We start from the raw sequence: 13578 nt of genomic DNA, 5'->3' as shown, positions 1-13578 counted from the left end.
ATCAGTGCTGATCGTTCCAGGTTTTTCTTCCGCCGCCCCCGACCTGTAACGAACAGGCCGGATAACGAGAATACAGATCTCGAAGCCTGCTCAGGTCAGGCCATGCATCAGGCATGGCCCGACCGGTGACAGGGCCAGATCAGAAGCTGACGCCAGCCTGCAGGAAGGCATAGCGGCCAACAATGAGGCTGCCATACTGATAGATATTGGTGTTAGTGGCCGCATCCATGACAAAGGGCGGCTTCTTGTCGAGCAGGTTGCTTACGCCCGCCTGGAAGTTCCAGCGGTTGAGGCGATAGCCCAGCGTGATGTCATGCGTGAAGATACCGGGCGTCTTGTACTGTCCGGCGGTCTTGGCCGTCAGATCGGTCACACCGTTATTCCACACCATGCCGCCGATATAGCGCATCATGTAGGTGAAGCTGAAATCGTCATGCTGCCAGGTCGCCTGGGCATAATCGCTTACGCGCGGCTGGCCGCTTCCACCGGCATAGAACAGACGACCGGTGTAGTTGTACCACTTACCATTCGGCACGTTCTGCTGCAGGTAGCTGACAAGCTGCTGCATGTTGTTTGAGACGGTGAGGCTGTCATGGGGCGTCAGACGCACATGATAGTCGAGGTCGAAATCAATGCCGCTGGTGCGGATTCCACCCAGATTCTGATAGAATGCGTTGACCGAAGTCAGCTGCTGCGAGGAAGAGCGCGCAGCGATAGCGCCGCAATTGCTGGTATCCGCACCGGTATAGCACTGGTCGAGAATATACTGTGTGCCCAGCGTACTGATCGTGTTGTTGAGCGAATAATGCCAGTACGTGACCGAGGCGGAGAGACCCGGTACCCAACGTGGCGTGACAACGGTGCCGACCGTATAGGTACGACCGCTCTCAGGCTGCAGCTTGGCGTTGCCGCCGGAAACCGTCGGAACCTGCCCCGTGTTCTGCGGAACGAAAGTCGCCGTATTGATCCCCTCGCTTGCGCAGCGGGCCTGGACAGCGGCGGCCTGTACGCCGTAGCTGGAAACGGCACTGCAGGGATCGTATGCCGACGGATAGCCGAGGCTCTGACCGCCATAGAGCTCGTAGACGTTGGGCTGGCGATAGGACGTTCCGAGTGTCGCACGGAAGCGGATATCGCGCACCGGGGCCCAGTTGATCGAGACCTTCCAGTTCTTGGTCGATCCGAAGGTGTTGTAGTCTGACCAGCGGCCCTGACCGTCAATGGTCAGATCCTTGGCAAGAAATGCGTTCTGGAGCAGCGGAATCTGACCTTCGGCATAGACTTCATTCACATTGAAGCCACCGCCGCTATAGCTTGAGGCATTGCCCGTGGAATCACCGCTCACAACGATCGGATCGGGCTTGCTGCTCAGCTGCTCGCTGCGATGCTCCATGCCAAAGGCGATACCGACATTGCCGCCATGCTCATAGGGCATCTTGACGACGCTGCTGTTATTGATGCGCAGGTTGAAGTCGCGCAGCTGATATTCGGCATGATCGTGCTGTGTGAACTTGCCATAAGCGGCAGCCTCGGGTGAAAGCGGCGCGAGCGGGTTGGACAAGACGCAGCCCGGCTGGCTGGTGCAGACGGTCGGGTCATACACGATCTTGCTGCCCGGATTGGTGGGGTCGAGCTGACGCACACCGGTCATCTGCAGCAGATGACGATAATTGCCCATGTTCTGCGTGTTCGCGGTCCAGCGGCTCTGGCCGTATGTCATGGACGCATCATATTCCCAGCCACGCCAGATCTTGCCCTTGGCGCCACCGATAACGGTCCAGGTATCGGTCGCGTAATCCATCTTGCGCGGACCGAGATCATTCATACGGCGCGACATGATCGCGTCACGTCCCCAGATATTATAGGGGCTCCCTGCCGGGATGGTCCAGGACGACAGCAGCGGAGACGGCTTGATACCACCGGAGACCGGGGCTGCAGCCATCTGCCGTGCCGTTGTCGTGTGGCTGTACCGCACGTTGGCGTAGGGCTTGAAATGGCTATCCAGGTCGTAATGGGCATCGCCGGACAGGGCTGAATTCTGGTTATAATTCTGCACCATCGTGTCTTTGGCAAAATTATACCGGTCGGCATTGCTGTAACGGTGAAAGGTACCATCCCCATTCGAGACCAGATTGGCCCCTGTGCGCGGGTCGGTCACACGGCCTGCCGGAATGATGGAGGAGCCATAAAGCGGCGTGCCGGTCACCGGGTTGCTCTGCTGCGGGTTCGCTGCCCAGGCACGGTCCTGGCTCATGATGCCGCCAGATGTATTGTACTGGCCGAAAAGGGTGACGTTGCCCTTGCCGTGATCGAAGTTGAAACCCTTCATGGCGGAAAGCAGGCCCGTCTTGGCATCGCCGTATTGCGAGATCCCGCCACGCATGGTGATGGTCGCCTTGGTGACGTCATGACGCAGCTTGATGTTGATCACGCCGGAGACGGCATCCGCACCATAAAGCTCGGAGCCGCCATCCTTGAGCATTTCGACGCTGGCGATTTCCTCGATGGGGATCGTGTTCAGATCCACGCAGGATGTGGCCGCGTTGATTGCCGTGCGCTTGCCGTCAATCAGGATGAGCACACGCTTGGAGCCGAAGTTGCGGATATCGGTGCAGCTCACACCACCACCGCCATTGGTCTGCTGGTTGGGCGTACCCGATGAGCCGACCGAGGGAAGGCGCTGGAGATAGTCACCCAGCGAAACAGCCGAAGTCTGCTGGATCTGCTTGGCAGTCACGATCTGGACGGGGTTGGCCGAGCTGTTGTTCGAGCTACGCAGATACGATCCCGTTACCATGATCGTTTCTGATTTGGGTGTGGCCTGTTTGGTCTTGACCAGGGTCTTTTTCTTGGTGGCAGTTGCGTCCATCGGCACAGTGGCCGCCATGGCTGCCGAGGTGGATAGTCCGGCCACTGCCGTAAATGTCAAAAGGAAAGATCTGCGCAGGCTCAACGCCATAGGTCACACGCTCCACACGTAACGTAATTCATCTGAAACGTAACGCTGGCATAACGAGAAACTCGCGAGTGCGACGAAATATTTCTGTTTTGTGTCGAACTTTAAAAATTAATTGAATCAGCGTTATTTCGTTATCGCATCGTTAATCCCCATATCAGTCGTCGAATCTTCGTTGCGAAAATGACACGATATGGAGGGAAGCCTCGCAAAAAACGATCCACGACCCCCATTGCGACACAGGCGCAAAGTCAGGGGTGGAGCGGGAATCGCCTCTGGGGCACGGTAACGCTCCTGCACCCGGAGGCCGACGAGGTCAGGTGCCGAACTGGGCGGCAATCGGTGTTGCTCAGCAGACGCCCGCTCGGGTTTGTGATGACCGATACAGGCCTTTCCACACGAAAGGCATGCCGGAAAGTTAATGATGGCGTAGCCACCACAGGCCACGCATGGTCAAGCCGGGTCGCTGGCTTAATCCTGAGGTTCGTCGATCAGATGGCTGGTCAGATCGGCACCGCTTCCGCCCACAAGACCGCGCGCATATTCCTGCGCCGAAAAGGGACGCAGATCCTCGACCTGCTCCCCCACGCCCACCAGATGCACCGGAAGCTTGAAGGCGTCGGCCAGTGCCACAACGATACCACCCCGTGCGGAGCCATCGAGCTTGGTCACGATCAGACCCGTTACATTCACGAGTTCACGGAAAACACGCACCTGTTCCATTGCATTCTGTCCGGTCGTGGCGTCGAGCACCAGCAACACTGAATGAGGAGCGGTTTCGTCGAACTTCTTCATGACGCGGATGATCTTGGCGAGCTCTTCCATCAGCGCGCCCTTGTTGTGCAGACGCCCGGCCGTGTCGACGAACAGCAGGTCGGTTCCTGATTCACGCGCCTGTTTGATGCCTTCATAGGCGAGGCCTGCGGCATCCCCACCCGGCTTGCCCGCAATGACAGGCGCGCCGGTGCGCTCACCCCAGACCTGCAACTGCTCGACAGCAGCGGCGCGGAACGTGTCACCCGCCACCATCATGACCGAGCGTCCCTGATCCCGGAACCATTTGGCCATCTTGCCGATGGTCGTGGTCTTGCCCACGCCATTGACGCCCACCACGAGCACGACATGCGGCTTGTGCTCGGTCTTGAGATCGAAGGGCTGAGCCACAGGCTCGAGCACGCGGGCGATTTCGGTGGCCAGAGCCTCCTGAATTTCTTCGGTCGTAACATTGCGACCAAAACGCGACGTGCGGAACTCCTCGATCACACGCCCGGCCACTGCGGGGCCGAGATCGGCCGCAATCAGCTCGTCCTCGAGTTCCTCCAGCGCTGTCTCGTCGAGATAGCGATGGGTGAGAGCAGCATTCAGCTTCTGCGTCGAGCGCGTCAGCCCCTGTTTCAGACGTGAGAAAAATCCGGCCATGTCAGTTGATCTCTGCTACCAGCCCTGCTTCGTCAAGGGTTCGGGCGACAAGGGTGAGGCGTGTGCCACGAACTGCCTGCCCGCGAGACAGACGCACCGGCACGAAATGGGCCGAGTGGCCCTTGGTTGCACCCTCCATCAGAACATCGAGAGGGCGCCCCATCATACCGCGCCAATAGGCCTGCCGATTGGCCTCGCCTGCCGCACGCAGGGCCGCCGCACGCGCCTGACGTTTTGCATTGGGGACGCTGGGCATACGGGCCGCCGGGGTGCCTGGGCGCTCGCTATAGGGAAAGACGTGCAGATAGGGCAGTTCATGACGCACGACAAAATCGAGCGTTTCCTGCGCCTGAGCCTCGGTTTCAGTCGGAAATCCGGCAATCAGATCGGCCCCGATCGCGATATCGGGGCGCAGGCGCCGCGCCTGCGCGATCAGATCGGCGGCATCCTGCACCGAATGGCGGCGCTTCATGCGCTTGAGCACCATATCGCTCGCTGCCTGTAGCGAGAGATGCAGATGCGGCAGAAAACGGGGCTCCTCGGCCAGCAGATACCACAGATCGGCATCGACAGAGGCCGGATCGAGCGAGGACAGGCGCAGTCGGGGCAGTTCAGGCACGGCTGACAGCACGTCACGGCAAAGCGTGCCCAGTGCAGGTGTGCCATCAAGGTCCCGCCCCCAGGAGGCGATATCGACACCCGTCAGAACGATTTCATGATGGCCCGCCTCGACCAGCGCCCGGGCGCGGGCGATCACGTCCCGGGTGGGCACCGAACGCGAGCGGCCGCGCCCATACGGGATAATGCAGAATGTGCAGCGATGGTCGCAGCCCTGCTGCACCTGAAGCAGGGCACGCACATGCCCTCCCGTTTCGACCACGGGGGAAGCGGGATTGGGTGCGGCCTGCATGATATCAGCAACCGCCCCCCGCTGCTTCAGGGCGGTCTCCGTCCAGCTGGCGGCCTCGAGCTTTTCGGTATTGCCCATCACATGCGACACGCCGGGCAGGCTGGCCCAGTCCTGCGGCGCGATCTGGGCCGCACAGCCCGTGACCACAATACGCTTGCCGGGGTCATCACGATGGGCACGTCTGATGGCCTGACGCGCCTGACGTTCAGCGCTTGTCGTCACCGCGCAGGTATTGACCACCACGACATCCGGCAAATGGCCAGTCAGGGCCTGCATACGCTCGCTTTCATGCAGATTGAGGCGGCAGCCGAAGGTCAGGAGACGGGCACCGCTCATCCGTCATGCGTCCCGAGAGGATAGAGCCCCTCGAAAACATGGGTCGCCGGGCCAATCATGAGGACATGACCGTCTGCCTCGCGCCAATGGATACGCAGCGCACCGCCGTCCATTTCCACCCGGCACTCCCGGTCCAGAAGGCCGCGACGCACACCATTGACCACGGCAGCACAGGCTCCGGACCCGCAGGCCAGTGTCAGCCCGGCGCCACGCTCCCAGACGCGCAGCCGAATGAAATCACGGGAGACGATCTCGGCGCAGCCGATATTGGCGCGTTCCGGAAAGAGCGCATCGCGCTCCAGCGCGGCGCCCTCGCGGTCCGCACGGTCCATCCCGTCAAAGAAGGTCGCATGCGGATTACCCATCGAGCAGGCCGCAGGGCTGCCCGGCAGGGGCAGTTCGACGGTGTCCATCGCCTGCGACAGGGGGACACGCTGCCAGTCCAGCGCGGGCACACCCATATCCACCCCGATTTCGCCCTCGGGCGTGATGAAGCTCGGCAGCAATCCCGCACTTGTCTGTAATACCGGCGCATTGCCAATGAGGGCAGCGACACAGCGTGAGGCATTGCCGCACGCCCCTGCTTCGGACCCATCAGGATTGTAGAAACGCACCCGGATATCAGCCCCATCGCGATCTGGCGCATCGAGCAGCACAAGCTGGTCACACCCGACGCCAAAGCGACGGTCACAGAGCCTGGACATGGTATGTAATGTGGCGTCGAAACGCTCGTGGCGCCTGTCGATAATGACGAAGTCATTGCCGAGGCCCTGCATCTTATGGAACCGGATCATCATACGGGCAGTTATAGTGGGTCCGGGCCGCCACGGCACGGGAAACCTCCGGTTTCTTGACGTAAATTTTCAAAGCCGACGCATCGCCCGTTGCGATGCAGGATAACAGACCCATGTTCATCGCCTCCTACGACACCCCCGCCATTGCACGCCATGTCCGTCTCATCTGGTCGTGCCTTGATATGAGCCGGGAGGCGCTTGAAAAATGCCTGACGCAACTGCCCACCGGATGCAGCCTGCTCGTTCGTGATGACATGATCGACTGGATGCATGGTCATGCCGCGCAGCATAATCTGCTGCGGAAGGGCCCTGGCGGCATCGAGCGGCTGAGGCCCGATGGCAGCGTGGCTGAGACCATGGCGCTCTACGAGCACTGCCTGCCATCGCAGATTGTCGACCACCCGGCCCGCTCCGTGGTGGCACTGGACATCGTGCTCAAGGACAGCACGGAGGAAGCCTGGGATGAAACCGAAACCCTGATCGATCAGGGACTCCCTTCGCAGGTGGCTGCCTCGGCGCTCGTAGGTACCGCACAGGAAGTCGCGCAGCGCCTCAATGACTATCGCAAGCTTGGGCTGTTTGATGTCATCCTCACTGCGCCGCCATCCCGTGCGCCCTATCGCGAGGTGAGCGAGGCGCTGCAGCCGCTCCTGCGCCAGCAGGCTATCCCTGTGGACCGTCACGCCCGCATCGCCGGGATTTCCGATGGTCCGTTCGAGTGGCACGGCGCAGCGCTTTGAATCCGGCCTCACATCGCCTGGGCGGGCAGCGCGCGTAGAGAGGCTGTTTGTCTTGACGTGTGCCTGTCATGGCGTCATCCCTGCGCGGGTCCTCGCAATGCTGCGAGCACGCCAGAGCAGAGACAGGCAGGACTGGTCCGATGACTGATACCCCGTCAGGGCTGCACCCGGCAGCCTTCACCCGCGCCAATAACGACCCCGACCGCAGTTTTTACGCTGGTCGTGGCGATTCAACGCAGATGGATGCAGGCGCCCGCACTGCGGTCACGGCCCTTTACCAGACCGCGCTTCCTGCCACGGGTGTCATACTCGACCTCATGGCCGGGACGATGAGCCACCTCCCTGCGGAGGCGCAGCTTGAAACCGTGCTTGGGCTGGATGTGAACGGCAAGGCCCTTGAGGCCAATATCGCCCTGACACGACGGATCGAGCAGGATCTGAACGAAACACCGGCACTCGACCTGCCTGACGATACGTTCGATGCCGTGTGCCTGTGCGACGGGTTTGCCTATCTGACCAATCCGCTGGCCGTGCTGGAGGAGGTCAACCGTGTGCTGCGACCCGGTGCGCCATTCATCATCACCTTTTCCGACAATTTCATCGCGCAGAAAGCCGTGGCCCTGTGGCAGGCGCTTGAGCCCGCCGACCGCACCCGTCTTGTCACGCTCTTGCTCGACAAGGCAGGTTTTGGTGATCTGGACACCGGTGAGGTCGTGCCCCCCGAGGACCTTACGGCGTGGAATGATACCGTCCATGCCGTGATTGGCCGCAAGAAACTCGCGGCCTGATCGGCTGCGTTCGACCGCATGTCCGAGGCCGGCCTTTGGGTAAACCCCAAAAGGGGCACCGTTCAGATATCCATCTGATTAAAGCCGCCAAGGGCCACTGGCATGACCTCACGCAGAAGGGCGACTGATCTCTCAAGCCCTTCCACTGCATCCAGCAATGGGTCCTCATGCTCGATGGACAGCCAGCCATCATAGCCCACCATGCGCAGACGATAGCAGAATTGACGCCACCATAGCGTGTCATGCCCATAGCCAAGCGTGAGATACGACCAGGCACGTGCCGAAGGCAGACCCAGCGGGCCGTTTTCGAGATTCGATGTCACCCCCCGCCTCGCCTCATTGAAACCGGCATCCTTGGCGTGGACATGGAAAATGGCGTCACCCAGCGCATCGATAGCGGCGATCGGGTCAGCCCCCATCCAGAACATGTGTGAGGGGTCGAGATTGGCCCCGATCATCGGGTCGAGCACTTCGCGCGCAGGCGCAGGAAATTGGGAACGTTATAGGCCCATTGTCCGCCATGCAGTTCGAGCGCGATACGCGTGATACCGTGATCAGGCGCCATACGCAGGATACGTTCCCAATAGGGCAGCAAACGCTCACGCAGCTGCCATTCCTTGGCAACCTGACCTTCGGGCGGCCATGAACTCACCACCCAGTTGGGCAAACGGTCCCCCTCCTGCCCCTCCGGCAGGCCCGACATGGTACAGATCGTGCCGATACCAAGATCACCCGCCAGCCGGATCGTCTCCTCAAGATCCTGACCCTGACGCGTATCCACCGGGTGGAGAGGGTTGCCGTTGACGTTCAGGGCGATAATTTCGAGATCGCGCTGCTCGAAAGCACGCACAAAACGCCGACGAGCTTCGGCGCTTTGCCTGAGTTCCATGAGATCGACATGCGGCGCCGGTGACCACCCGCCCGTATTGACCTCCACGCCCGACACGCCGAGCGCAACGGCCTGATCCAGCATGGCTTCGAAAGAAAGCTTGCCGAGACTGTCGGAAACGAAACCGATCTTCATGGCATGACGACCCTTTCAGTGTGACGGGACTGGTGGAATGGCCCGCATGAGAGAATTTATATTCTCTTCTCACACCCGAATCGGAACATAAATTCGTTATGAAATGATCATTTGGCTGTGATCGACTAACATTCCATCTATTGCCCTCCGGACAAGCTGGTCCGGTGGCGCAGATTACTGTCCGGTCGCACGGGCCAGTTGCAGGCAACGCCTGAAGTGCCGGTCATTCAGCCAGTCCTGATTGCCCTGCCATTCGTGCCGCACCACAAGAAGGCTCCCGAGCACCTCCGCATAAGCCGGACATTCCCGGTTATCCGCCGATGCCGCATGCTGATGAATGACGCTGATGGCGCTTTCGATCCGCGACGTGAACACGGCGGCTTCGACACCGGGGCCACGAAGCCAATGGGGACCGAGCCCAGTAAAGAACTGCGTAAGAATGTCGCGCAGCGCCGCAGGAAGTACAGGCCGTGCCGCGACACCACGCAGAAAAAGAAGGTTACGCCCAAGGGTCATGGTGGAGAGCAGACCATGCAGGTTGAGTTCCATGAACGGGGTGAGCGAGGCGCCTGCATAACGGATGACACGTTCCATGCCTTGGGTGATGAGCCCGATCCAGCGATTCTCGGCCGGCAGAAACCGCGGCGTCGCACAGATACGCTGCAATCCGTACAGGGCACGTCGTCGCAACAGGGCACATACCTGATAGATATTGAATGGCAGGATACAACGAAACACAAGCACCCCTGCCCCAAGCCCGAGCAGCAGGGCGATCGTGGCATTGAACCAGGTCAGTTCGTTCATGCGCATATGGTTATCGAGACCAATCAGCGCGGGCAGGAAGGTATTATATGACCCCGCCGCGGTGGCAGTGGCTGGGTTGCGTGCCGCAAGGCCACCGATGAACATCAAAGGGGCCAGAGCCACGATCAGGGCCTCGAACCCCGTCCCGGTGGGAATAAGGAAGAATACCGGCAGGATGGAAGCCAGAGCGGCGAGACAGGCACCGTAGAAAAAGCGGTTGCTGACGAGCACGGTATTATCGGTGGTGGCAAACCGCCCCACCACCACAGCGATGAACGAGATGAACGCTGCCCCCTGTGGCCAGGCCGTGACCTCCCATACCAGTCCGGCCAGACAAATGGCAGCGGCAGACCGCATGGCGTTATGGAATGCCGCATGAAAATGCAGCACGCGTCGCAGCCGATACCGCGCAGGAGTCGTGGCTTCGGTCGGACGGGCCTCGAAATAGATCAGCAGCGTGCGATATTCCTCCAGAATCAGGCGCATACCCTGAAGGATGATCGCGTCAGCGGGGTTGAACCCTTCTCCCGGATGATCGGTCGCGCCAGCTTCGTCATGCAGGATGTCGCAGCGCGCAGCGAGCGCCTCGAGATCCCGACGCAGCGCCAGAAGCGTGTCAGCATCGTCCAGCCTTGCCGGTACGTTCCGGACAAAACGCGCCACCTCGGCCAGCCCCGTTCTGGCGCGTTCGGAAAGGACAAGCTGTGTGGAAAGTCGCGCCTGCATCCCCAACGCACGCGAGACGAGTCGCGACAGGATGCCGATCGTGGCATAGGCGCAGGCGATTGCATGGTCACTGCGCCCGACCTCAACCACGGTAAATTCGAGTTGCTCGTTAAGACTGAGCGTTCGGCTGAATACGGCACGTATCGCCGCCTCGGGCGGCGGGGCGCCATCAAGCACATCGCCAATGACCTTTGAGGCGGCCCCTATAGCCTCGATCAGCCAGCCGCGCATGGTGCGTCTGGCCTTGACCGCCAGAGAAGCCGAAAAGACCAGCCCCGCCACCATCTCGCATACGACACCCAGAAAGATATAAGTGCCGCGCGCCATGGCGATTTCAAACACATGATCGGGCGCGTTCAGGGCGCCGGTTGCAATAATGGCGCAGGTATAGGCCGCCAGCACAAAGGCATAGGCGCGGAAATTCTGGCACAGCGTCGCCAGCCCCGTGCAGAGCCCGGCCCAGAGCGCCAGAGCAGGAATGAACAGCCACGGAGCCTGGGGAAACGCTGAAACCAGCCCCACCGCGCCAGCCATGCCCAGCACGGTGCCGACCAGACGCCACCGACCCTTGGAGAGGCTCTCGCCACGTGAGCCCTGCGCCGTGATCCATACAGTCATGGCGGCCCATTGCGGTTCGCCCAGTTCCATCCAGAACGCGATTCCGAGCGCGACGAGCGAGGCGATGGTGTTGCGCAAGGCGAATTCGAACGCATTGCCGCTGGGGGCAAAAAGCCATTTCAAAGGCCATTGCTGCGCGTGCAGGCGCAGAAACGCACCCTTTTGACGGGAGAAGAACGCGGCGATCATACGTGGCGTCTTACCCGAATTTAACGGTTTGTGTGGCAGCAATCGCTTCAATTTGGCGCGCATGTCCCATATATTGGGAGTGTGCCGAGTCAGGTTCCCGTAGAAGCGTTTTCAGCACGGGTGCCGTTTAATCCTAGATTTCAGCTCGCATATTCTTTATTGACCGCCTTCCTTACGCCGCGAGCCATGCTCGAACAGCGCATTCCTGTCTCGGCGTTCTCTCTTCGCACGATCCTGATTGAGTCCGAACCGCATGCCCTTTCCCGATACCGTACCGTCTCTAAGCCGCGCTCTGGCGGCACGCGGTTATGAAACACCGACCGCCGTGCAGGAAGCCGTTCTGCAGCCAGGCCTTGAGACACGGGATCTCCTCGTTTCCGCACAGACAGGATCGGGCAAGACGGTTGCTTTCGGTCTCGCCTTTGCCCCGACCCTCATTCCCGAAGGCAGTGAGCGCCTTCCCCCCGCCAACAGCCCGCTTGCTCTGGTGGTTGCCCCAACGCGCGAACTGGCCCTGCAGGTGCAGACCGAACTTCAGTGGCTTTATGCCGAGACCGGTGCGCGTATCGTCAGCTGCATTGGTGGCACGGATGCCCGTCGCGAAGCCCGCAACCTGTCGAACGGTGCCCATATCGTTGTGGGGACGCCAGGCCGCCTGTGCGATCATCTGTCGCGCGGTGCCCTGAACCTGTCCGATCTGCGCGTGGTCGTGCTGGACGAAGCCGACGAGATGCTCGATCTGGGCTTTCGCGACGAGCTGGAACAGCTTCTGGATGCCGCGCCTGTCGAACGCCGTACGCTGCTTTTCTCGGCGACCATCGCCAAGGAAATCGCCAATCTGGCGCGCCGCTTCCAGAAGAACGCCGAGCGCATCAACACGGTCTCCACGTCCAAGCAGCATGATGACATCACGTATAAATGCGTGCTGACAGCGCCGAATGACATCGGTCGCGGTGTCGTCAACGTTCTGCGTTACTACGAGAGTCCGACCGCCATGCTGTTCTGCAACACCCGCGCCATGGTCGCGCAGGTGCAGGCAGCGCTGGTCGAGCGTGGCTTTGCCTCGGTCGCCATCTCCGGCGAAATGGGCCAGAACGAGCGTTCGCGCGCCATCGAAGCCCTACGTTCGGGTGTGGCACGCGTTTGCGTGGCCACCGACGTGGCCGCACGTGGCATCGACATTCCGGCGCTCTCACTCGTGATCCATGCCAATATGCCGAGCGAAGCAGCAACATTGCTGCACCGTTCGGGCCGTACGGGCCGTGCAGGCCGCAAGGGCACCTGCGTGGTCATGGTGCCTGTCAGCCAGCGTCGCAAGGCTGAGCGCCTGCTCTCCTTTGCCAAGATCAGCAATGCCGAGTGGGAGAGCGTCCCTTCGGCCGATGCCATTCTTGAGCAGGACGCCAAGCGCCTGATGGAAGACGAGACGCTTTTCGCGCCGTCGCAGGCCAATGAAGATGCCCTGGCATCGCAGCTGGCAAATGCGCATGACGCGCATCAGCTCGCAACGGCCTTCGTGCGCCTCTACAAGAGCCGCCTGCCGAGCGTCGAGTCGATCCGTCCGGTCAGCGTTGACGCCCCTGCCCGTGGCATGCGCGACGATCGTGCACCCCGCGAGTTCACAGGCCGGGTGGACCGTATGGGCGGTGAGTGGTTCAGCCTCGCCATTGGTCGCACCGAGCGTGCCGACCCGAAATGGCTGGTACCCCTCATCTGCCGCCTGGGTGGTGTGACCAAGAGCGAGATCGGTGCGATCCATATCGACACGGATCACACACTCTTCGAGATTGCCCCTGACAGCGCCGAGCGTTTCCGCTCCTGCGTTGCCGGTGCCGATGCGGATGAAGCCAAGATCGAGCCGGCTTCCGCCCCGACTGGCCCTTCCGCCCCGCCGCGCGGCCCGCGCCGCCCGCGTGAGGGTGGCTTTGCTCCTCGTGGCAAGGGCGGCTTCCGCGGTGGTGACCGTGGCGGCGATCGCGGTGGCGACAGAGGTGAGCGTGGTGGTGACAGGGGTGATCGCGGTGATCGCGGCGACCGCCCTTCATTCCGCAAGGGTAACTCGGTCGGCAACGGCAAGGGCTCGTCGCGCAAGCGCTACTGATCGGATAAGAAGCGTTCGTCCGGGCGGTTGTGCCACCGGGCGACGGCTCTCGCGATCTGACGGGATTCTGTCCCGCTGCACCCCGCCTTGCGCGGGGTGTTTTGCGTCAAGGGGCCTGATTTTGCGCCCATGATTTGAGGCGACTTCGTTGTTGCAATTAAATTGCAACAACA

At 61.1% G+C, this 13578-nt stretch carries 10 protein-coding genes; 3 read left to right on the top strand and 7 right to left on the bottom strand.

The features are described from left to right. Positions 1-139: 139 nt before the first annotated feature. The 4 genes from F3J08_RS03480 to dapF all read right to left on the bottom strand — a co-directional run bounded on the left by F3J08_RS03480 (position 140) and on the right by dapF (position 6418). Entirely contained in the window at positions 140-2869 is a 2730-nt protein-coding gene (locus tag F3J08_RS03480) for a TonB-dependent receptor domain-containing protein (protein WP_408863202.1), read from the bottom strand. Positions 2870-3427: 558 nt separating this feature from the next. Continuing rightward, positions 3428-4375, bottom strand: coding sequence for a signal recognition particle-docking protein FtsY (gene ftsY, locus F3J08_RS03475; protein WP_166928451.1), 948 nt, complete (start codon positions 4373-4375; stop codon positions 3428-3430). 1 nt (position 4376) lies between these two features. Then, the gene (mtaB, locus tag F3J08_RS03470; protein ID WP_166928450.1) at positions 4377-5621 is read right to left on the bottom strand and encodes a tRNA (N(6)-L-threonylcarbamoyladenosine(37)-C(2))-methylthiotransferase MtaB; all 1245 of its coding nucleotides are present in this window, start codon (positions 5619-5621) and stop codon (positions 4377-4379) included. Beyond that, a complete protein-coding gene (dapF, locus tag F3J08_RS03465; RefSeq protein ID WP_166928664.1) occupies positions 5618-6418 on the bottom strand; it encodes a diaminopimelate epimerase in 801 nt (266 codons plus the stop codon). Before dapF ends, mtaB begins: the two co-directional genes overlap by 4 nt. A gap of 110 nt (positions 6419-6528) precedes the next feature. On the opposite strand from dapF, the gene F3J08_RS03460 reads away from it, so the two are divergent. Both F3J08_RS03460 and F3J08_RS03455 read left to right on the top strand, forming a co-directional pair. Further along, positions 6529-7155 (top strand): hypothetical protein, encoded by a 627-nt coding sequence (locus F3J08_RS03460; RefSeq protein WP_166928449.1) that lies wholly within the window; start codon positions 6529-6531, stop codon positions 7153-7155. A gap of 140 nt (positions 7156-7295) precedes the next feature. Further along, positions 7296-7943 (top strand): class I SAM-dependent methyltransferase, encoded by a 648-nt coding sequence (locus F3J08_RS03455; protein ID WP_166928448.1) that lies wholly within the window; start codon positions 7296-7298, stop codon positions 7941-7943. Positions 7944-8005: 62 nt separating this feature from the next. Here the strand turns inward: F3J08_RS03455 and F3J08_RS17370 are convergent, their stop codons facing one another. From F3J08_RS17370 to F3J08_RS03445, 3 genes are all read right to left on the bottom strand, one after another. After that, positions 8006-8401 carry a sugar phosphate isomerase/epimerase gene (locus F3J08_RS17370; protein ID WP_205206695.1) on the bottom strand — a complete coding sequence of 132 codons (396 nt, stop codon included), beginning with the start codon at positions 8399-8401 and terminating at the stop codon, positions 8006-8008. Then, a complete protein-coding gene (locus F3J08_RS17365; RefSeq protein WP_205206693.1) occupies positions 8398-8967 on the bottom strand; it encodes a sugar phosphate isomerase/epimerase in 570 nt (189 codons plus the stop codon). The genes F3J08_RS17370 and F3J08_RS17365 overlap by 4 nt, the downstream gene beginning before the upstream one ends. Positions 8968-9141: 174 nt before the next feature. Beyond that, positions 9142-11304 carry an FUSC family protein gene (locus F3J08_RS03445; RefSeq protein WP_166928447.1) on the bottom strand — a complete coding sequence of 721 codons (2163 nt, stop codon included), beginning with the start codon at positions 11302-11304 and terminating at the stop codon, positions 9142-9144. A 253-nt stretch (positions 11305-11557) separates the two neighbouring features. On the opposite strand from F3J08_RS03445, the gene F3J08_RS03440 reads away from it, so the two are divergent. Next, a complete protein-coding gene (locus F3J08_RS03440) occupies positions 11558-13405 on the top strand; it encodes a DEAD/DEAH box helicase (protein WP_166928446.1) in 1848 nt (615 codons plus the stop codon). Positions 13406-13578 lie beyond the last annotated feature (173 nt).

The organism is Asaia sp. As-1742, from assembly GCF_011753235.1.
Lineage (GTDB): Bacteria > Pseudomonadota > Alphaproteobacteria > Acetobacterales > Acetobacteraceae > Asaia > Asaia bogorensis_B.
This window is presented reverse-complemented; position numbering and strand designations above follow the sequence as displayed.